This window comes from uncultured Microbulbifer sp., assembly GCF_947504145.1.
Taxonomy (GTDB): Bacteria; Pseudomonadota; Gammaproteobacteria; order Pseudomonadales; family Cellvibrionaceae; genus Microbulbifer.
On the sequence record NZ_CANNGQ010000005.1, the window covers coordinates 1 to 21,833 of the forward strand.

Genomic DNA, 21,833 nt, shown 5'->3' on the forward strand with positions numbered 1-21,833 from the left:
CACAGCTCTGTCCAAGGTTTCTGTGTGTAACACGCCTGTGAATAACTAAAAAAACCGTATTTAAATCAATCCACAAGTAACTCGAGAATCCAGCCGGGGATCACCTGGGCGGTTTAACGGAAAAAGTTACTCACGACTGCATACAGAAAGCACTGGAAATAGAAAGCTCAAACAATTAGATTGTGCGCAATCTAATTGTGAAAAACATACTTATCCAGGAGATGCATCGATGACAGACCTCTACACCATTCCCGTACCGACCAATGACGGACAGCAGGCCACACTGGAAGATTACAAAGGGAAAGTTGCACTGATCGTAAACACTGCGAGCAAGTGCGGTTTCACGCCGCAATACAAGGGGCTGGAAGAGCTGTATCGAAAGTACAAAGAGCGCGGTCTGGTGATACTGGGGTTTCCGTGTAATCAGTTTGGCCAGCAGGAACCGGGAAGTGACAGCGAAATACAGGAGTTCTGTACCTTGAACTATGGGGTGAGTTTTCCCGTTTACGGGAAGTTGGAGGTTAATGGCTCTAACGCTCACCCGCTATTCTCGCACCTGAAGCAGGCTGCGCCGGGTATCCTTGGTACGGAGGGTATCAAATGGAACTTCACCAAGTTCCTGGTAAATCGCGACGGCGAGGTGGTAAATCGCTATGCGCCGAAAGACAAGCCGCAAGACCTGGAAGCGGATATCGAGAAGCTGCTTTGAGCCACCCGACAAACAAATCTCCAGATTCTGGTGGGGCATCGTTGAACCTGGATAGGCAGCTCTGCTTTGCCCTCTATGCGACATCCCGGGCAATGACCCGGGCCTACCAACCCATGCTGCGTACCCTCGGTATCACCTACCCTCAGTACCTTGTGTTGCTGGTTTTGTGGCAGTGGGATAACGAGCAGAGAGATCCCGGGCAAAGTACAGTGAGTGCCCTTGGTGACCAGCTCATGCTGGACTCGGGTACTCTGACACCATTGCTGAAGCGCATGGAGCTGCAGGGGCTTGTGGCCCGGGAGCGGGGGACTCTGGATGAGCGGGTGACACTCATCCGGCTCAAGGATGAGGGGCGGCAGCTCCAGTCGTTGGCGAGGTCCTGGCGGGCTGCTGCGCTGGATCAGCTCGCCGTGCCGAAGGAGCGGTTGGTGGCTTTGCAAAAGGAGCTGTGGACACTGCTGGATACACTTCAGTCTACAGGTGGGAAATAGGATGAGTATCTTGATAATCCTTTGGATTTGTTAATGTTTTGTGTAAATGTGTTATTGTGCCTTTAATATTAGGATGGATCTTGATGTTGGCTGCCCGGTCGTCTTATAGTTCACCGCTCTGGTAGCTGGGTACTGTCCCAGGTGCCGGTAGCGTGGACATGAAGATAATCCACCACAACTTTGGGTAACTGTTCAAAAGACAGTTCAAACCAAGTTGCTCCATAACCAGGACACTGAAAACAGCAGCCATGAACTCCGTAGCCCCCGTCGACCCGATATCTCCGGTCGTGAGGCCTCAGGCCTCATCTCTTTTCGTCAATTATTTCCTTTCCGGCCTGGCGAATTCCTGCGCCCAGCCGGCTGCTGCCTTCCTGCTACTAGCAAGCCTGCTACGACTGCCGCACCGCGGCATATAATTTTATTCCCCTATCGTTCTACAGAATTCCGAACTTAATTCGAGCAGTGCATAGACAGCGGCGTTTCCGCTGTTTAGCCTCGGGCCAGACTAGGAGATGAGCCCTGATGAACACTAAAAAAGATAAGTTAGTCATTTTCGATACCACATTGCGCGATGGCGAGCAGAGCCCCGGCGCATCCATGACCAAAGATGAAAAGGTACGCATTGCCGGTATGCTGGAACGTATGCGTGTCGATGTGATCGAGGCGGGCTTTGCGATTGCCAGCCAGGGTGATTTTGAAGCGGTGCAGGCGGTTGCGGAAACCGTAAAAGATTCTACCGTGTGCAGCCTCGCCAGAGCCGTAAAGGCGGATATCCTGCGCGCCGCCGAGTCGCTGAAGAAAGCGAACTCCTCCCGCATTCACACCTTTATCGCCACCTCTCCGATCCACATGAAGTACAAGCTGCAGATGGATCCCGAGGACGTACTCCGTCAGGCGGTGGATGCGGTCAAGCTTGCCCGTCAGCACACCGACGATGTGGAGTTTTCCCTGGAAGACGGCAGCCGTTCCGAGCCGGATTTCATGTACCGCATTATTGAAGCGGTGATCAAGGCGGGTGCCGGCACGATCAATATTCCAGATACCGTGGGCTACGGCGAGCCTGGAGAGTACGGAGCCATGTTCCGGCGGGTGATCGAGAACGTCCCCAACGCTGATAAAGCGATCTTCTCCACGCATTGCCACAATGATCTTGGGTTGGCAGTGGCCAATTCCCTGTCTGCCGTGATGAACGGGGTTCGTCAGGTAGAGTGCACCATCAACGGCCTGGGGGAGCGCGCTGGTAATGCCTCTCTGGAAGAAATTGTGATGGCAGTGCGTACGCGCCAGGATCTCTACCCGGTAGAGACTGGCCTGGATGCCACGCATATTGTGCCGACCTCCCGTCTTGTGTCATCGATTACCGGATTTCCGGTGCAACCGAACAAGGCCATTGTTGGTGCCAATGCCTTTGCCCACGAATCTGGTATTCACCAGGACGGCGTGCTCAAGCATCGCGAGACTTATGAGATCATGCGCGCAGAAGATGTGGGCTGGGGTCAGAATCGCCTGGTGCTCGGCAAACACTCTGGCCGCGCTGCGGTAAAGGCGCGCTATGAAGAGCTGGGTGTGACCTTCGCGGATCCGGCCGAGTTCAATGTGCTGTTTCAGCGCTTCAAGGACCTTGCGGATAAAAAGCACGAGATTTTTGATGAAGACCTGCAGTCCTTGATCTCCGGTGCCGCTGACCCGGTGGAACACTACCAGCTGGCGGACCTCGAAGTGCGCAGTAAAAGCGGAAGCTACCCCCAGGCACACCTGGTGCTGGTCATCGACGGTGAAAAGAAAACCTGCAGCGCGGACGGCAGTGGCCCGGTGGATGCCACCTTCAAGGCGATCGAATCGGTTGTCGGCAGTAATGCCGATCTGAAGCTTTACTCTGTCAATGCGGTCACCCAGGGAACTGACTCCCAGGGCAGTGTGACGGTTCGTCTGGAGCGGGATGGCAAGCTGGTCAACGGTGTCGGTGCGGATACGGATATTTTGGTGGCGTCCGCCAAAGCCTACCTGGATGCGTTAAACTTGCTGGCCAGCAAAAGCGCCAAACCCCAGGGCGTCTGAGCGCTAACCATACCGGGATTCAATGTGAACGAACTGCAGCGGACGGAATATCTCACGGCACTGGGCGTCACCAGTTATATGCCGCGCTTCTGTCTGCCGCTGGCACCGGAGCCGTTACAGGCGCTCCTGCCACCTCCGCTCGATGAATCCCCGGTGACGGTAGCCCCGGCAGCCGCGGCCATGGCGGCTGCCGGGGTCGCTGTAGCAACGGCTACTACGTCCAGCGAAGCGACTGCCGCGGCAGATAGTACGCCTGCCGCGCCTTCGCCGGATGTGGGGCGAGTAATCGGCAGTATTGCCGCAGAGGTTCGCGTAACCTCTGCCGCTGCGCAGCAGGCAACGCCGGTTGCGCCCCCGCAACGGCAGGTAGCCCCCTTTGTGTTGAGTTGCTGGCGGCTGGGTGACGAGGTGCTGGCGGTGGATAGCCGGGAACCTGGGACAGCACTACCGATTGAATCCCTGTTTGGAAATATTGTTCGTGCGCTTGGGTGGCAACAGCTGGAATCCGAGCGCAATAAATTGCGTTGGCCACTGGCAGAAAACCCGTTTGCAGCAGCAGCGGGTGCTGATGATGCCAAAGATACCTGTAGCAGCTGGCTGGAAGCGGCGTGTCTGCGCAACCCGGTGAAATCTATCTGGTTGCTCGGGCAGCAGGCCCAGGAATTTTGCGCGCCTGTTCCTCTGGAGGTAGGCGAACCAGTGAATGACTGGCAGGGCATAAGCATCCTCTCTATGCCCAGCCTGACCGAGTTGTTACAGGAGCCCGCGCGCAAGCGTGAAGTGTGGAATCTGCTGCGCAAACTCTATCCCGAACAGACCCGGCGTTAGTGGTCCATGCGGAAAGTTGCGTAACTGTTCGCTTCGCCAAAGCGTCCAGCTCTGCGTTGAGAAAGTTTGAAATAGAACCACTATTCCTGCGCTTTCTCGCCTTAATCTGAACGCTTTGGCTGTGCTCCTTAGTAACCGAACTTCCCGCATGGACCACTAAACGTTTCAACACCAAGTGCCCAGTGCCGATCACGGAAGCCGCTCCAGTGAACCCTCCCTCCTCCAAACCTCGCTCCAGCACCACATCTCCCGAGACAACTTCTCTGGCACCCGACGAGGGCTTATGCCTCGGGAAGGCAAATAATTCAGACTGTGACGCTCTGGCGGCCTTGGCTCGCAGCGCCCACAGCCACCCGTGGAGTGCATCGCAATACCGAGACAGTCTCGCTTCCGGGCATACTTGCTGGGTGTTGCGTGCCGCTGATGATGAGGTGGGCGGCCGGGAAATTGCCGCCTGCTGCGTGGTCAGCCGACTGTTTGACGAGGTGGAAATTCTGGATGTCGCAGTAGCGCCGCAGTGGCGTCGCCAGGGCGTCGGCGGCCGCTTGCTGGAGGATATTTTTTCGCAGCTACCGGAAGACATCGCGCGGATATTACTGGAAGTGCGTGCGTCCAACCGTCCCGCCCGTGCGCTGTATCGCAAGCTTGGGTTTTCTGAAGACGGGCGCCGCAAAAACTACTATCCAAAACCGGATGGTAGCCGGGAAGACGCGCTGCTGATGAGTCTGGTATTGTAGGCTTCAGCCGTGGGGCCCGCGACGCCAGTGTATGTATCACGGTGCCAGCCGCCCGCTTCTATTTCCGGAATTACCATGCCGACCAATCGTACCCATCCGTCACTGCTCGAAGGACCGGTCGCAGGTCACTTGCGCCGCCTCGCGTTACCTATGGTGTGGGGCATTCTTGCCACCATGTCATTCAATGTGGTGGACACCTACTTTGTCGCGCAGCTGGGCGATGCGCCCCTGGCGGCGATGAGTTTTACTTTTCCGGTTGTGATGGTGATCAATGCCCTGGCCATTGGCCTGGGGGCGGGCACCTCATCGGCGGTGGCGCGTGCCTACGGGATCGGAGATATGGCTCGCGTGCGCCAACTGGTGAGCGACGCCACTTTGCTCGCGCTGCTGATTGCCCTGGTTGTGGGTGCAGTGGGGCTGTTGACCATTGAACCGCTGTTCCGTCTACTCGGTGCCGAGCCGCGTTTGTTACCGCTGATTGCGGAATACATGGTGCCCTGGTATCTGGGGGCGGTATTTGCAGTCGTTCCCATGGTTTCCCTGTCGGCGTTGCGAGCCATCGGCAATAGCGCGATTACCGGCAAGATCCTGATGGCGGTTGCACTGTTCAATTTGATTCTTGATCCGCTACTGATATTCGGTTTGTATGGCTTTCCCCGGTTGGAATTGCAGGGGGCGGCAGTAGCGACGGTGATCGCCCGTGGATTGAGTTTTCTGATCGCGCTGTATGTGCTGGTGAAGCGTGAACAGATTCTGGTAATGCCCAGCTGGCAATGGCCTGTACTGCGGAGCTCCTGGAGTGCACTGCTCGCAGTGGGGCTGCCCGCAATTGCCACCAATGTGATTATTCCCATGTCTGGTGGTGTGGTGGTCGCGCTGGTTGCCAGCCACGGGGTGGATGCGGTGGCGGGGCTGGGTGTTGCGTTGCGTATTGAGCCTGTAGCCCTGATCGTGTTTTACGCACTGTCGTCTGTGGTGGGTCCCTTTATGGGGCAGAACGCCGGAGCGGGACAGTTCGACCGTTTGTCCGAGACACTGGTAGTGCTGGCAAAATTTTGCCTGTTGTCAGGCATGGGGCTGGCGATTGTGCTCTGGGTGATCGGCGGTCCAGTGGTATCCCTGTTTAGTGATTCGCCGCAAGTGATTGCAGTGGCGGTGGCTTATCTGAGCCTGGTGCCGTTCAGTTACGCGGGATACGGCTTCGTGATGTCGGCTAACGCAGCGTTTAATGGCCTCGGCCACCCGCTGCCCGGCACCTTTATTTCATTTTTACGCGTGCTCGGGATTTACCTGCCTTTGGCCTGGCTGGGTAACCAGTTTTGGGGGATTCAGGGGCTATTTGTGGCCACGCTGATTTCCAACCTGCTGTTGGGCGTATTGGCCTGGTGGTGGTTGCGTCGGTATTTACAATCCCATAGCACGGAACTTCGTCGTGCGGTGCCGGAACAACCCGCTGGCATGTCGGGCCAGGCTAATTCGGACCGGGCTGTTTCCAAGTAGGTGCCGCCTCACTTTCCTGCTCTGTGCCTCCCTATATCATTCTCTTTCGATGGGCTGGGTGGCCGTGGTCAGCCAGTTCTGGGTGCGAGCATTTACCAGGGGGGCCAGTGTCTCGCGAACTTTCTGGTGGTACCGGTTCAGCCATTCCAGCTCGTCGTCGGTCAGTAATGTCGGCTCGATCAACTGGCGTTCGATGGGCGCGAGGGTCAGCTCTTCGAATTCAAGAAAGCCCGAAAAATCATCACAGGGTTTTACAAAAATAAGATTCTCGATACGAATGCCATACTCACCGGTGCGATAAAACCCCGGTTCGTTGGACACAATCATCCCTGCTTCCAGGGGGACATTGGAATTTGCCTTGCCGATGCGCTGCGGGCCCTCGTGCACACTCAGAAAACTGCCCACACCGTGTCCGGTGCCGTGGGCGTAATCCAGTCCCACACTCCACAGTGACTGTCGCGCGAATGCATCGATTTGCTCACCGCAGGTCCCTTCGGGAAAGCGCAAGGTGGCAAGGGCGATATGTCCCTTGAGCACGCGGGTGAAGTGGTCTTTTGCCTCGGCGTGAAAAGGCCCAAGGGCGACGGTGCGGGTGACGTCTGTGGTGCCGTCCGGGTATTGACCGCCGGAGTCGATAAGATAAATCCCCTCAGCCTGCATCGGCAAATTGGATTCTGCATCGACCCGGTAGTGCACGATGGCGCCGTTGCCGCGATATCCGGAGATGGAATCGAAGCTGTCGTCGGTAAAACCTTCACGCATTTCCCGCTTGCTTCTCAACAGCTTTACCGCTTCTAGTTCGCCGAAATTTTCTTGCTGCACGGCGTCCGGCAGCTCGGCGAGAAATTCACACAGCGCTGCGCCATCGCGTATATGGGCGGCGCGGCTGCCGTCCAGTTCCACTGAATTTTTCACGGCCTTTGCCCGGGTGATCGGATCGCGTTCCCGCAGGACGTCGATCGTCCGGCTGCGCAACTGCTCCAGTGTCCAGCTGTTGGTCAACTGCGGATCTGCCCACACCGATTGCAAGTGCCGACCTTCCGCTGCAGAAAACAGATCCATTTTCTGATGGACGATTTCGATGTCATTGCCCAGGTGGTGGCGCAGCGTATTGCTGACTGCGGATTCCGCGAGATACAGGGTTGCCGTGCCATCCCGGTAAAGGAGCCCCATGCACAAAGGCACTGGAAGGTGGGGGATATCGCTGCCGCGGATATTGAACAGCCAGGCGCAGACTTCCGGATTGGCCAGCCACAGCGCGTCCTGATTTTTTTCCGCAATCAGTCGGGCGATACGGTCGCGCTTGCTGGCACTGTTCTCGCCGGTGAATGTCTGGGGGTGTGGACGAGCGGGGTTGGATGGGGGATCCGGACGGTCCAGCCAAAGCCCATCAAGGGGGTTGTCATCCAGTGGCTGCAGGGAAATTCCGCGCTCGCTCAAACGGTTCTTCAGTGGGGCCAGACCCGGCGCGGTGTGCAGGCGCGGGTCGTAGCCCAGTACATCGCCTTGCTGCAGGGTTTCGCACAGCCAGTCGGCGATATCGTTTGCGGTGAGGTTTTTCTGTGCCAGTGGCTGGCTGCCAATCTGCTGCTGTGCCTGCAGGGTATAGCGTCCGTCGACAAACAGCGCCGAACCGCGCGTCGTCACCGCCGCGAGTCCGGCAGAGCCGGTAAAACCGGTGAGCCAGGCGAGGCGCTCGTCGGTAGCGGGCACATATTCGTTTTGATATTCGTCGCCGCGGGGAATGAGGAAGCCGTGCAATTGCCGTTTGCCCAGGGCTTTCTGCAGTGCCTGGATTTTTGCGTCGCTCATGGTGGCTCCTGTTGTTTGCTTGTGCTGCTGTGGCAGTACCGCCATCGCGGCCATTTCTAGCTTAGAGGTTGCGGCGGGCAATTTCGATGGCGGAGCCTAGCGCATTTGCGGAGGTATCAAAAACCATAAACGGAGGCGGGGGTGTCTTGGGAGGATAGAAAATGCGCCTGCTAAGGAAAATCATTCCCGAATGCTATTGATTTATAGTTGCTAATCATTATCATTTGCGCGTCGCGATCGGGGGATGGCGGCGAATGTTCAGAGCGCAACTACTTGATCAACAACGTAATCAACTGCGCACTGTATAAAAATGGGGCAAAAGGGATATGGAAAGGGATATGAACGTTTCAGGTTTTTACCGGCAGGGACTGGCGGCCGCAATCGCCATACTGGCCACCGCAGCACACGCGGAAGAGTTGAGCAAAAAGGAAAGCACAGCCGAAGCAATGGAGACCGTGGTTGTGACGGCCACCGGTTTCGAGCAGAAGCTTACCGATGCGCCGGCCAGCATTTCCGTGATCAGCCAGGACGAGCTCAAGTCCCGCCCTTTTACCACACTGCTCGATGCTGTGAAGTATCAGGAAGGCGTGGATATCGGCAGCAGCCGCGACAAGACCGGGCAGGGTTCCATCAGTATGCGCGGCCTCACTGGTGAGTACACTCTGGTACTGATCGATGGCAAGCGTCAGAACAACCACGGGGATATTTACCCGAACAACTTTGGTGGCAACCAGTTCAATCATGTTCCGCCCCAGGAAGCCATCGAGCAGATCGAGGTCATCCGCGGCCCCGCCTCCACCCTGTACGGCGCCGATGCACTGGGTGGTGTGATCAACGTGATCACCAAGCGCCATTCAGACGAGTGGAGCGGCGGTATGAGCTATGGCCGCAGCCTCCAGACTAATGAAGATTTCGGTGATGACATCACCACCGATTTCAGTGTGCTTGGCCCGGTGATCCCCGGTGTACTGAGCCTGGGTCTGCACGGCAGTGTATATGAGCGCCTTGCTTCCAACCCGGAATTCCAGCCGGCCGTGGATCCTAGCGGCGACGTGCATGTGCGCTCCATGGGCTTCGGCAGCGGTGGTCGTACGGTCGACAACACCAGTGAACAGTACGGCGTCAGCTTCTCCTGGAACGCCAGTGACAACCAGTTTGTGCGCTTCAACTACGACACTTCCGAGCAGGTGTACGACAACACGCCGAGCTTCGATATCAACACCGGTGAAATCACCTATCCGCTGGGTACCAAAGACAATATCGAATCCGTATGGCGTGAGAGTGGTGGTCAGGTGAACCCGCGCACCGGTTACGCCGCGGACCAGATGTTTACCCGCGACTGGTGGTCACTGTCACACGAGGGCGACTGGGGCTTTGCCAGTAGCAGCGTCTCTCTGAGCTATGTGGATACCAACAACGAAGGCCGTACCCTGCCGTTTACCGTAGCCCAGCGTCTGCAGCTACAGGACATGTACGACGGTATTGGTGACTATGCAGGCATGGACGAAGAGGCCCGCAAGGCGCTGGCGGAGGAGACCTTCCTGCCCCGTCCACAGCGCACACTCGCCAGCAACCAGTACACCCTGGACGCGCGTATGGATGTACCCCTGAGCAACGCTCTGGGTGAGCACATGCTGGTGATCGGCGGTCAGGTGATCGACGGTGAGCTGGAAGACGATGTGTTCGGCATGGAAGACAATGCCGCCGGCGGTATTCAGGAACAGCAGATGTATTCCCTGTTTGTGGAAGACAACTGGACCCCGGTGGGCGACATGACCCTGACCGCGGGCGTGCGCTATGACAACCACGACACGTTCGGCAGTCAGGTGTCTCCGCGTCTCTACAGCGTGTATGCACTGACCGATAGCTGGACCGTAAAAGGCGGTGTGAGCACAGGCTACAAAACGCCGCTGACCACCGACCTGTACGATGGTATTACCGGTTTTGGCGGCCAGGGAACCTCCCCGTTTGCCGGCAACCCGGATCTGCAGCCGGAAACCAGTGTAAACAGTGAAGTCGCGGTTTACTGGACTGCACCCTCTGGACAGCACAACTTCAATGCCACTCTGTTCCAGACGGACTTCAAAGATAAAATCGCCAGTGGCGATACCATCTTTAGCTGTGAGCGCACCGGTGGCGAGCGCCCCTGTGTGAACCTAGGTGCCTATGACTCTCTCGGCTATGACACCTACAGCCAGAAGATCAACGTCGATGAGGTGGAAATCACCGGTCTCGAACTGGCGGGGCAGGTAGCACTGGCCGAAGCCTGGTCCCTGCAGGCCAACTACACCTGGACCGACAGCGAGCAGCTCAGTGGCCCGGAAGAGGGGCAGCCGCTCACCAACACCGCCGAGCACATGGCCAATGCCACTCTGGACTGGCAGGCCACCGGCGACCTGGAGGTGTACCTGCAGGCTGAGCTTCGCTCTGACCGCTATCGTTCGTGGGACAATGTGTTGGATAAGCCCCTGTACTTCGAGAACTACCAGGTTCTGAACCTGGGTGCGCGCCTGACCATCAACGAGTACGTATCGGTCAATGGCCGTATCAACAACCTGCTGGACGAGGACTTCACCTCCTACAGCACGGACTACACCGACCTCAACGGCGACGGTGTCTACGAGTACGCCTCCGGCCGCGGCGCGGTTAGTGAGGTAGTGTTCACAGACGACTACAACGTCAAGGACAAGGCCCGCAGCTTCTGGGTCGGCGTCAACGTTTCTTTCTGATTCTCCCTCCTTATCCAGGATTCCGCCGGCCCCACCGGGGCCGGCTTTTTTGCCTTCGGCGATCCCTTCTATCCACCTCTCTGGTCAGGTGCCAACCGCGATGCACCACGGCTTTTTGCCGATGCCGCCTCCTGTGGCCCTCCATCTCCTGTATAATGCGCGCCTGTTTTTTATCCAGCCGTATACAAGGTCCTTATGGGTCAATCTTCCTCTCTGGCGGGCATCAACGGCCGCCGCACCTTTGCCATCATTTCCCACCCGGACGCCGGTAAAACCACGGTGACCGAGAAGTTACTGCTGTTCGGGAATGCCATTCAGCTGGCGGGCTCGGTCAAAGGTAAGAAGGGCCCCCACGCCCGCTCGGACTGGATGGCCATGGAGCAGGAGCGGGGTATCTCCGTGACCTCCTCGGTGATGCAGTTCCCCTATAAAGAGCGGGTGGTGAACCTGCTGGATACCCCGGGGCACGAGGACTTCTCGGAAGATACCTACCGGGTGCTGACCGCAGTGGACTCCGCACTGATGGTGATTGACGGCGCCAAGGGCGTCGAGGACCGCACTGTCAAACTGATGAATGTGTGTCGTCTGCGCACAACCCCCATCCTGTCATTCATCAACAAGCTGGACCGGGATATCCGCGATCCCATCGAAGTGATGGACGAGATCGAGGAAGTGCTGAATATCCAGGCGGCGCCCATCAACTGGCCGCTGGGTTCCGGCAAGCTGTTCAAGGGCGTGTACAACCTCTATACCGACACCATTCATGTGTTTAAACAGGGGCAGGGCCATACCATCCCGGAGGACATCCAGATCAAAGGGCTGGACTCCGACGAAGCGACCGAGTTGCTGGGCGAATACGCCGAAGAAATCCGTGATGAGATCGAGCTGGTACGGGGTGCCACCCACGAATTTGACCTGGAAGCCTACCGCGCCGGTAAACTGACACCGGTGTTCTTCGGCACCGCACTGGGCAACTTCGGTGTGCGTGAAATGTTGGACGGCTTTGTAGAGTGGGCGCCAGGCCCCCAGTCCCGCGCCACCAACGATCGCGAAGTGCAGCCGGCCGAGGAGAAGTTCTCCGGCTTCGTGTTTAAGATCCAGGCGAATATGGATCCCAAGCACCGGGACCGCATCGCTTTTATGCGGGTCTGTTCCGGCACCTATAGTCGCGGCATGAAAATGAAGCACGTGCGGCTGGGCAAGGATGTAAAAATTGCCGACGCAGTGACCTTTATGGCCGGCGATCGCACCCATGTGGAAGAAGCCATTGCTGGCGATATCATCGGCCTGCACAACCATGGGACCATTCAGATTGGCGATACGTTTACCGAGGGCGAGAGCCTGAAATTTACCGGTATTCCGAACTTTGCCCCGGAACTGTTCCGCCGTATCCGCCTGAAAGACCCACTCAAGTTAAAGCAGTTGCAGAAAGGCCTGCAGCAGCTGTCAGAAGAGGGCTCCACCCAGGTATTTTTCCCCCTCGACAATAACGACATTGTTGTCGGCGCGGTGGGGGTGTTGCAGTTTGAAGTGGTGGCCTATCGCCTGAAAGATGAGTACAAGGTGGAAGCCATTTACGAAAATGTGAATGTAAGCACCGCGCGCTGGGTCGACAGCGAAAGTGCCAAGGAGCTGGAAAACTTCAAGCGCAAGGCGAGCATCAACCTGGCCGTGGACGGCTCCGGACACCTGACTTACCTGGCGCCTACCCGGGTAAACCTGCAGCTTGCCGAAGAGCGCTACCCGGATGTGCGCTTCTACGCGACCCGTGAGCACTGACCCGGACATTGAATCCGCAAAACCTGAAGAGATTGTTGCAGTGACTGCCGTAAAGAAAACAACGATTCCCACACCATTGCCTGAAGAAATGCCGCGCAGTGGTAACTGGTTGACCCAGGGCATTGGCCTGCTGATCGTAAAGGCGCTGGGGTGGCGTTTCGACGGTGAATTCCCGCCGGAGAAAAAATTGATGGTGGCACTGGCCCCGCACACTTCCAACTGGGACTTTGTAGTGGCCATGCCATTTATCATGGCGCTGAAGCTGAAGGCTTCCTGGCTGATGAAAAAGGAAGCGTTTTTCTTTCCCTTCAAGGGCCTGTTCCAGTGGTTGGGCGGTATCCCCACGGACCGGTCTGCAGCGGGCGGCATGGCCAAACAGGTGGCCAGCCAGTTCAAAAAGAACGAAAAAATGTGGGTGGCCATTACCCCGGAAGGTACTCGCAAAAAAGCCACCAAGTGGAAGAATGGCTTCCTGCGTATCGCTCACGCTTCCAACGTTCCTATATTGCTGGTTGCCTGGGACTTTCCTACCAAGCGGATCTGTATCGACTCCGTGTATAAAACTACCGGCAACCTGGAAGTGGATATGCACGAAATACAGCGGCGCTTTAGCAAATACCGCGGCCGCAACCCGGAAAATCAAACCGACTTTGTGGATGCGGGCTGATTGCTGATCTGATGGCAGTTGTTACTGTCCCCGTGTCCCGAACCCGGAAATCGAGGAGGGATTTGCGATGACGATCGTCTTGACTGTGTGCATAGCCTTTTGTGTGTTTGCACTGATCGTGTGGGGGCTGATGCATATGCGTACCCCGCGTTTTCGCATGGAAAGGGACCAATTCCAGCGCGGGCTGGAAGACGTCATCGCCGGGCAGGCCGACGACAACGAGTGGCGGGTTCTGGTCAGTTATCCGATGCGTCACGACCCGCCACTGGAAAAGCTGCGCCTGGAATGCCAGCAGATTGAAGAAGACGAATACACCGGTAAACTACCGTATCTGTTTACCGAGGCCGGCCTGAGCAGGCTGCGTGACCTGCGCGCGCGCCTGCTGGCCCTGCCATCGCAGGACGAAACCGACTGAAAGCCGGTCGCTACAACCCGATACGTACAAATCGACAACTACAACCCGATAACAATCCTAACGCTGTAACTGGAGAAATCATGTTGAAACCTCTGATGCGCATTACCGGTGGCTTTGCTGCCGTACTGCTGGCGATGACGGCGCAGGCCGCACCCCTGAAGCAGGAAGACCTGTCTGTGGCGGAAGTGCTGCGTGACCGCGCACTGGAGTCCTCCGATGCCTACAGTCTGGTGGAGTCTCTTACCGTGGAAGTCGGGCCGCGTCGCGCCGGCACCAAAGGGGATGAGCGCGCAGTGGCGTGGGCACAGGAAAAAATGAAAGCCCTGGGTTTCGATCGTGTATACACCGAGCAGATTGACGTTAAACGCTGGGCCCGCGGCCACGCTCATGCGGAAGTCACTGCGCCTTTTCCGCAGCCACTGGTTGTGACCTCACTCGGTTACGGCGCCTCCACTCCGGAAGGTGGCCTGACTGCGGAGATCGTCGAGTTCGCCGACGTGGAAGCCCTGATGAAAGCTCCGGCACGCAAGGTCAAAGGCAAAATCGCGTTTATCAACAAGCGTATGGAGCGCGCGCGCACCGGTGAAGGCTACGGCCCGGCCGTGCAGGGGCGCAGCAAAGGTATGCGCGCTGCGGCGGAAAAGGGTGCGGCGGCCATGCTGCTGCGCTCCGTGGGTACCGACTCCGACCGCTTCCCCCACACGGGCATGATGTCCATTGATGGTGTGGAAAACCCGGTGCCGGCCCTGGCCCTGTCCGCCCCGGACGCCAACCTGCTGGAAGCCATGCTGGAGCGCGGTAAGCCGGTAGAAGTCAAGCTGGACGTACACAATCAACCACTGGCCGATGGTCCGTCGTTCAATGTGATCGGCGAAGTGGTCGGCCGTGAAAAGCCCGAAGAAGTTGTGCTGATCGGCGCGCACCTGGACAGCTGGGACGAAGGAACCGGTGCCCTGGATGACGGCGCCGGCGTTGCCATTGTGATGGAAACTGCGCGCCTGATCGCAGAGCTGCCGCAGCGTCCCCGCCGCACCCTGCGGGTCGTGTTGTTTGGTGCGGAAGAGATTGGCCTGGTTGGTGCCCGCCAGTATGTGGATGCGCACAAGGATGAGCTGGACAAGATCATCATGGTTTCTGAATCTGATTTCGGCGCCGGCAAGGTGTGGCGTTTTGATACCCGCATCCCGGAAGGCAAGTTCGCCATCGCCGATCAGATGATGCAGCTGCTGGCCCCGCTGGGTATCGAGCGCGGTAACAACAAGTCATCCGGTGGCCCGGACAGCAGTGTCTTTGTAGCTCGTGGCGTTCCGGCCATGGGGTTGTATCAAGACGGCACCGACTACTTTGACTACCACCACACGCCGAACGATACCCTGGACAAGGTTGACCCGGAAAACCTCAAGCAGAACGTGGCGGCCTGGGTTGTCATGTCTTTCCTGGCGACAGAAATGGAAGGGACCTTTGGCCGGGTACCGGCGGAGCACTAAGTTCCACCTCTGATTCTCTATTAAAAGCCCCGCAATTTGTGGGGCTTTTTTACTGCCAGCACATTACCCGCCATCTGATTGACAATGTCATATCCCGTCGTCATGCTGCCTCCACTTTCATCAGGCAAGTCAAGGAATACGCAATGGCCAATATCACCCTGAAAGGAAATCCCATCACCACCGTTGGTGAGCTGCCCGCAGCTGGCAGCGAGGCACCGGCATTTACCCTGGTGCAGGGAGATCTGTCGGAACTTACCCTGCAGGACCTGGCGGGAAAACGTGTGGTGCTGAACATTTTCCCATCCGTAGACACCCCGACCTGCGCCACCTCTGTACGCACGTTCAACGAAAAAGTGGCGTCTCTGGATAATACTGTGGTGGTGTGTGTGTCTGCGGATTTACCCTTCGCCATGACGCGTTTCTGCGGTGCCGAAGGTATCGACAATGTGAAGCTGGGCTCCGCATTCCGTGCAAGCTTTGGTGGCGACTACGGAGTGGCCTTTGAAACCGGCCCATTGAAAGGCCTGCTGTCTCGCGCGGTGGTGGTTATCGACGAGAGCGGTAAAGTGGTTTACACCGAGCAGGTGTCAGAAACCGCTGATGAGCCAAGTTACGAAGGGGCGATCGGCGCGCTGTAATTCATGCCCGCTGATGGTCGCTTTAAGAAAACGCCGCGGAATTTCCGCGGCGTTTTTGTTTGTGGGACGTGCCGGCAGCGTCACGTTCTTTCGTTGAATATCTTTTGCTTTAACGACGCTCGCCGCGCAAATCCAATACGGTTTCCTGCAGCGCTTCAGCTTTGACCTCTGCTGCGGCGAGTGGGTGACCTGCCACCACGCACACGCGTGACCAGAAGCGACGAGGCAGGGTGCTGAACGCGCGCCCATCCTTATGGCTGAAGAAGCTGCCCCACAGGCCACGCAATGCCATGGGGATCACCGGTACCGGCGTGCTCTGCAGGATTTTTTCTATGCCCGCCTTGAATGGTTGCAGTTCACCATCTTTGGTCAGCTGCCCCTCCGGGAAAATGCACAGCAGATCGCCGTCCCTCAGACCCTGCTCGATTTCCTCAAATGCCTTTGCGTACCCTGCAGGGTCTTGCTGTCGGGAGCAGATGGGAATGGCGCGGCTGGTTTTAAAAATGAAGTGTAAAACCGGAATCTCGTATATGGGCTTGTACATGATAAAGCGGATGGGGCGACGCACTGCGCCGGCCAGAAGCAGGGCGTCTACATAGCTTACATGGTTGCAGGCAATTATCGCCGGGCCTTCCGCTGGGATTTTTTCCAGTCCCTGGTGTTTTACCCGGTACATGGTGTGCGACAGCAGCCAGATCAGCAGCCGCATGGCAAATTCTGGAACCCGGTTGAATACGAATATGGCGACTGCCGCATTCATCAGTGCGATGATCAGGAAAAACTGCGGAATGGTTGCCTTGAGAATGTTCAGGAATACAATCCCCAGTACCGCTGCCACCACCATAAACAGGGCGTTGAGCACATTGTTTACCGCAATGATTCGTGCGCGAATTTCTGGATCGGAGCGCTCCTGCATCATGGAATAGAGCGGGACGATAAAGAAACCGCCGAAAATACCGATCAGGGTCAGGTTGACGAGGATTCCCAGGGCGCCATCGTTGGCCCAGAAGGCTGCAACCGTGGTTTCCGCCGGAGGCTGATAATCACCGGTGGCAGATGCCAATAAAATGCCCACAACGGTCAGCCCTGCCGCACCAATCGGCACCAGCCCCAGCTCCACTCGTCCGCCAGAAAGGCGCCCGCACAGTAGCGAGCCAATTGCCACACCGATGGTAAAGCAGCACAAAAGCAGGGTGACCAGCGACTCGCTGCCGCCGAGTACATGGCGGGTGAGGCTGGGAATCTGCGTCAGGTAGGCTGCACCAAGCAGCCAGAACCAGGAAATACCGATGATTGCGTAAAACACCGACGGCTTTTTTGCAGCCTCTTTGAGGATGCGGCCGGTCTGGGTGATGGGATTGAAGTTGATTTTGAGGTCTGGTGCCGGCGGAATGGCCTCGGGAATTGCACGGCTCACCAGGTAACCGGTAGTGGAGGCGGCCAGAAGCACCGCGGAGATCCACAGCAGACCAGACTCACCCTCGCCGGTAAAGCCTGCGAGCAGGCCGCCCACGATGGTGCCCGTGAGAATGGATACAAAGGTCCCCATCTCCACCAACGCGTTGCCACCTACGAGCTCCGTTTTTTGCAGGTGCTGCGGCAGGATCGCGTATTTCACCGGCCCGAAGAAGGCCGACTGCACGCCGAGCAGAAACAGCACGCCGAGGCAGAGATAATTATTGCCGGTGTAGAGGGCGCCGATACCCAGTAGCGCTATGCCTATTTCCGCCAGTTTGATGCGGCGGATCAGCACGCTTTTATCCAGCTTGTCGGCTACCTGGCCGGCGGTGGCAGAGAACAGGAAAAACGGCAGGATAAACAGGCCGGCGGCCAGGTTGATCAGGAAGTTCGCCTCGCTGGTGGCCAGGCGAAACGCAATCATGACAATCAGTGCGTTCTTGAACACATTGTCATTGAACGCACCCAGAGACTGGGTACAGAAGAACGGTAAAAAGCGGCGGCTACCCAGCAGTTGGAACTGGTTCTTATGGGCCATATTGGTCTCCCCAAAGTCCTTTGCGAGCTATGGTAAGCCATTCAGCACGGGAGGGGCAGGATCAATAAGAAAAGTTCGGTGAAGAAGGGTGGTCTGTTGAAATGATCAAGCCGGAGAGAAGGTGGCGATGCCGGGTATTGCTTTGTGAGACCTTCACCGCCATGGATGGCGGTGCAGAGCCCCCAGGGATGGGTGCACGGCGTGTCTCACAAAGCAATACCCGGCAGCGACACCGCCAGCACACAAGAACCGTGTACTGGCGGAGTGGAGTAACGGGCGTTACCAGATAACCACCCGCTCCTCTTCAGGCAGATACATACCATCGCCTTCTTTCACGTCAAACGCGGAGTAGAAGGCTTCAATATTCGGCACTACGCCCTGCACCCGGTATTCCGCCGGTGAGTGCGGGTCGGTTTTCAGGCGCTCGCTAAGGGCTTCGTCGCGCATCTTGCTGCGCCATACCTGTGCCCAGCCAAGGAACACACGCTGATCACCGGTGAAGCCGTCGATCTTCGGTGCCTGCTCGCCGTTCAGGGACATTTTATAGGCCTTGTAGGCAATGCCGAGGCCGGACAGGTCGCCGATATTCTCGCCCAGAGTCAGCTCGCCGTTCACATGCTCGCCTTCCAGCGGCTCAAAGCCGTTGTACTGGGAAACCAGCTTGCCGGTGAGGTGCTCGAAGTTGTCGCGGTCGGAATCGGTCCACCAGTTATTCAGGTAGCCCTTGCCGTCAAACTTGGAGCCTTTGTCGTCGAAGCCGTGGCCGATTTCATGGCCGATCACGCCGCCGATACCGCCGTAGTTCACGGCATCGTCCGCATTCATATTGAAGAAAGGCGGCTGCAGGATGGCGGCGGGGAATACGATCTCATTCATTGCCGGATTGTAGTAGGCGTTGACGGTCTGCGGGCTCATGCCCCACTCACCGCGGTCCAGTGGTTTGCCCAGTTTGTTGCGTTCGTGCAGGGTTTCAAACAGTGTGGCGGCCACGGCGTTGCCCACCAGATCGTCGGTGCTGACCTGGAGTGCACTGTAGTCGCGCCACGTGTCCGGGTACCCGATTTTGGTGGTGAAGTTGGCCAGCTTGGTCAGCGCTTCCTGCTTGGTGTCTTCACTCATCCAGGTGAGGGATTCGATGGACTCTTTGTAGGCGGCCTTCAGGTTGTTCACCAGCTCGACCATGCGCGCCTTGGCTTCCGGCGGGAAGTATTTTTCCACATAGCGCTGGCCCACCAGTTCACCGACAGAGCCGTTTACGAACTGCACGGCGCGTTTCCAGCGGGGCTCCATTTCTTTGGTGCCACGGATGGTGGTGCCGTAAAAGTCGAAGTTGGCCTGGGCGATTTCGCTATGCATATACGGTGCATTGGCGGCGAGCACCTTGAGTTTCAGGTAGCGCTTCCAGGTCTTGAGATCGGTGTCAGTGATAATCTGGTTGACCGCTTCCAGGTACTCCGGCTGGCCCACCATAAAGCTTTCGGCTTTTTCGAGGTGTGCTTTGCTCAGGTAGCTTTCCAGGTCTACTGCGGGAATGCGTTCCTGAAGCTCTGCCAGGCTCAATTTGTTGTAGTACTTGTCCGGATCGCGGTTGTCGACGCGGGTGCGGTGGTGCTCTGCCAGGCTTTTTTCCAGTTGGAAAATGGCATCGGCATTTTGCTCGGGGTTATCAAGGCCGGCAATATTCTGCATCTTGGCGAGGTAGGCCAGGTATGCCTGTTGCAAGGTCTGGCCCTTCTCGGAGTCGTCAAAGTAATAATCGCGATCGGGCAGACCGAGGCCTGCTTGCCAGATGACGGTGATGTAGTTTTCAACCTGCTTCAGGTCTTGCCAGATGCCGGCACCAAAGGGTGTGCTGTAACCGACGGTATCGGCGTAGGCGAAGAAGTCGGTCAGGTCTTTGGTGGACTGGATGGCGTCTACCTTGGCCAGTTCGCCGGCGATTGCGTCAAGGCCTTTTTTCTCGATCAGCTCTTCGTTCATGTAGCTGTTGTACAGATCACCGATCTGCTTGGCACCGGCGCTGTTGGCGTGCTCTCCGGCCTCCATGATCAGTGCTTTTACTTCTTCGGTGGCTTTGTCACGCAATATGCTGAAACCGCCCCAGCGGGATTTGTCCGCGGGGATCTCGGTGTTCTTCATCCAGTTGCCGTTGACGTAGGTGTAGAAGTCGTCCTGCGGGCGGACGCTGGTGTCCATGGCGGTGAGGTCGATACCGGAGCCGAGTTCGGCAACCTGTGCGGCAGAAGCATCGGTGGCTGAAGCGGTATTCTGGGGGCTGTCCGCGCTGGGGTTTTCAGACTGTGAGCAGCCAGTCAGGGAAGTTCCGGCGATGGCGCCGGCAATTGCCAGAGGTAGAAGCAGTTTTTTCATGGATGGCCTTTTGGGCTTGTTATCGTTGCCGGTCACCAGACCGGATGACAGTGGTAACAGCCCTCTAGTATGCACCGGGGTGGCGAGAGGGCAAACCGGCATGCGGTCAGTTGTAGGGCAAGAGCGATGGATTCCGGCCAATAAAAAACCCCGCAGAGCGGGGTTTTGAGGGTGAATACGTCTTGATGCGACTAAGCGCGAATCAGTCCGGCAGGCGGAAGGTGATCGGTACAGAGAATCGGTATTCGTCGATTTTCAGCTGCGCTGGCGTGGCCGGGTAGGGGCCCGCACGTTCAACGGCCTCCAGGGCCTCACGGTTGAGGCTGGAGTAGCGGGATTCCTGCAGTGTACTCACGTTTTTCACTTTGCCCTGATTGTCGATGGTCACATTCAGGCGGACACTGCCTTCCTGGCCACGCTCCTGGGCGCGTTTGGGGTAGCGAATGTGCTTGAAGGTGTGGCGCAGCAGCATGGAGTGATAGATCTGGCGAGCCAGAATCATATCGGCAGTCAGCGGTGCTTCCTCTTCTTCCTCCAGCTCCTCTTCCTCCATCGGTGTGGCGGGGCGGGTAGTGGTGGGCTTCAGGGGTTTGGGCTGAGAGGCCGGCGCCTGTACCGCAGCGCTTTCCGCTTTGGGCTCAGCGCTTGCTGGCACCGGCGGCGCAACGGTGGGCGCGCCGATGGCGGCCAGGGTCGGCGCTGGGATATTGGCCTTGAGCTCAGGTTTGGGCTGGCTGGTGGCCGCGACCTGGACCGGCTCGGGCTTTGGCTCGGCTTTCGGCGCTGCCGCCTGCTCTTCCTGTTCCTGTGCGGCTTCCTGCTGGTCGATCATTGCGGCGATCTGGGCCACGCGGTCTGCGCCCGGCTGCAGGGATTCATAGGTGGCCAGCATGCCGGAATCAACCTGGCCGGACCCCATGAGACCGTCACGGAAGTCGGTGGATGGTGGCACCGGGCCAACCCAGGCGCGCAGCAGCGTGTTGAAAAATTCACGGTCCTCGATCATGCCGATCATGATGTCGTTCAGGGATACCGAGGTGGTGCCGGTGTCTGCGGCGAAATCGATGCGCAGCTGATCTCCGGTCGTCAGTCGGCCTTTGAACAGATTGGCGAAGGTGACCATGTTCTCGGCCTGGCCTGTCAGCACATTGCCGGGATTGTTGATGGCGATGCCTTCCATCCACTGGTTGCGGAAGCGGCGGGCGGAGAGCCGGTCGGCGATGATGCGGACCTCCAGGCTGCGTGGCATGTTATTGTCGAGCAGCGCGCTGGCCTCACCGGAGAGCCGTTCCGAGTAGACGGCAGCGATGTATTGATCTTTATTGAATTGTTGTTCCAGAGCGAGACCGTTCAGCAGCGGCGCTGCCTTTGCAGCCAGGGCCGTAGCGAACAACAGCAGGGCAATGACGAGGTTGGTCGTTTTCATTTTTGCTTTGGTATCTGATTGAAAGCCGGATGGGCAGAACCCGGCAGATAAAGCGCTGAAAAATCAATCAAAATACCCCAGACAAATTTCCAGCCGCTTCGATCGCACCCTCCCCCCGAAAGGTACGGGCCCCGTGTTAATCTGCCAGAAATCGAGCGGATATTTTTTATCCAGTATTTGGCTGAAATTAA

General features: G+C 57.5%; 16 protein-coding genes. 12 read left to right on the forward strand and 4 right to left on the reverse strand.

What is annotated here, in order from left to right:
* Positions 1-229: 229 nt before the first annotated feature.
* The 6 genes from Q1A74_RS15780 (at position 230) to Q1A74_RS15805 (ending at position 6,323) form a co-directional block, all read left to right on the forward strand.
* Positions 230-709 (forward strand): glutathione peroxidase, encoded by a 480-nt coding sequence (locus Q1A74_RS15780; RefSeq protein WP_299598428.1) that lies wholly within the window; start codon positions 230-232, stop codon positions 707-709.
* Positions 706-1,200, forward strand: coding sequence for a MarR family transcriptional regulator (locus tag Q1A74_RS15785; protein WP_299598432.1), 495 nt, complete (start codon positions 706-708; stop codon positions 1,198-1,200). Before Q1A74_RS15780 ends, Q1A74_RS15785 begins: the two co-directional genes overlap by 4 nt.
* A 522-nt stretch (positions 1,201-1,722) precedes the next feature.
* The gene (locus tag Q1A74_RS15790; protein ID WP_299598434.1) at positions 1,723-3,258 is read left to right on the forward strand and encodes a 2-isopropylmalate synthase; all 1,536 of its coding nucleotides are present in this window, start codon (positions 1,723-1,725) and stop codon (positions 3,256-3,258) included.
* Positions 3,259-3,282: 24 nt separating this feature from the next.
* Entirely contained in the window at positions 3,283-4,086 is an 804-nt protein-coding gene (locus Q1A74_RS15795) for a hypothetical protein (RefSeq protein WP_299598436.1), read from the forward strand.
* Positions 4,087-4,292: 206 nt separating this feature from the next.
* A complete protein-coding gene (rimI, locus tag Q1A74_RS15800; protein WP_299598438.1) occupies positions 4,293-4,823 on the forward strand; it encodes a ribosomal protein S18-alanine N-acetyltransferase in 531 nt (176 codons plus the stop codon).
* 75 nt (positions 4,824-4,898) lie between these two features.
* Positions 4,899-6,323, forward strand: coding sequence for an MATE family efflux transporter (locus Q1A74_RS15805; RefSeq protein WP_299598441.1), 1,425 nt, complete (start codon positions 4,899-4,901; stop codon positions 6,321-6,323).
* Positions 6,324-6,359: 36 nt separating this feature from the next.
* Here Q1A74_RS15805 and Q1A74_RS15810 read toward each other — a convergent pair whose 3' ends face one another.
* The gene (locus tag Q1A74_RS15810; RefSeq protein WP_299598444.1) at positions 6,360-8,135 is read right to left on the reverse strand and encodes an aminopeptidase P family protein; all 1,776 of its coding nucleotides are present in this window, start codon (positions 8,133-8,135) and stop codon (positions 6,360-6,362) included.
* Positions 8,136-8,473: 338 nt separating this feature from the next.
* Between Q1A74_RS15810 and Q1A74_RS15815 the strand changes: the two genes are divergently transcribed.
* The 6 genes from Q1A74_RS15815 (at position 8,474) to tpx (ending at position 15,850) form a co-directional block, all read left to right on the forward strand.
* Positions 8,474-10,864, forward strand: a complete 2,391-nt coding sequence (locus Q1A74_RS15815) for a TonB-dependent receptor (RefSeq protein ID WP_299598447.1) — start codon at positions 8,474-8,476, stop codon at positions 10,862-10,864.
* A 195-nt stretch (positions 10,865-11,059) separates the two neighbouring features.
* A complete protein-coding gene (prfC, locus tag Q1A74_RS15820; protein WP_299598450.1) occupies positions 11,060-12,643 on the forward strand; it encodes a peptide chain release factor 3 in 1,584 nt (527 codons plus the stop codon).
* Positions 12,644-12,683: 40 nt separating this feature from the next.
* On the forward strand, positions 12,684-13,310 hold the full coding sequence (locus tag Q1A74_RS15825; protein WP_299598453.1) for a 1-acyl-sn-glycerol-3-phosphate acyltransferase: 627 nt from the start codon (positions 12,684-12,686) through the stop codon (positions 13,308-13,310).
* A gap of 67 nt (positions 13,311-13,377) precedes the next feature.
* Positions 13,378-13,725 carry a hypothetical protein gene (locus tag Q1A74_RS15830; protein WP_299598456.1) on the forward strand — a complete coding sequence of 116 codons (348 nt, stop codon included), beginning with the start codon at positions 13,378-13,380 and terminating at the stop codon, positions 13,723-13,725.
* Between the two features lie 80 nt (positions 13,726-13,805).
* On the forward strand, positions 13,806-15,212 hold the full coding sequence (locus Q1A74_RS15835; protein WP_299598459.1) for a M20/M25/M40 family metallo-hydrolase: 1,407 nt from the start codon (positions 13,806-13,808) through the stop codon (positions 15,210-15,212).
* Between the two features lie 143 nt (positions 15,213-15,355).
* Positions 15,356-15,850: a thiol peroxidase gene (gene tpx, locus Q1A74_RS15840; RefSeq protein ID WP_299598462.1), complete on the forward strand. Its 495-nt coding sequence runs from the start codon at positions 15,356-15,358 to the stop codon at positions 15,848-15,850.
* A 109-nt stretch (positions 15,851-15,959) separates the two neighbouring features.
* On the opposite strand, the gene Q1A74_RS15845 is transcribed toward tpx, so the two are convergent.
* The 3 genes from Q1A74_RS15845 to Q1A74_RS15855 all read right to left on the reverse strand — a co-directional run bounded on the left by Q1A74_RS15845 (position 15,960) and on the right by Q1A74_RS15855 (position 21,642).
* A complete protein-coding gene (locus Q1A74_RS15845) occupies positions 15,960-17,846 on the reverse strand; it encodes an MFS transporter (protein ID WP_299598465.1) in 1,887 nt (628 codons plus the stop codon).
* 279 nt (positions 17,847-18,125) lie between these two features.
* Positions 18,126-20,216 (reverse strand): M13-type metalloendopeptidase, encoded by a 2,091-nt coding sequence (locus Q1A74_RS15850; RefSeq protein WP_299598468.1) that lies wholly within the window; start codon positions 20,214-20,216, stop codon positions 18,126-18,128.
* A gap of 202 nt (positions 20,217-20,418) precedes the next feature.
* Positions 20,419-21,642, reverse strand: a complete 1,224-nt coding sequence (locus Q1A74_RS15855; protein ID WP_299598471.1) for a TonB family protein — start codon at positions 21,640-21,642, stop codon at positions 20,419-20,421.
* Positions 21,643-21,833 lie beyond the last annotated feature (191 nt).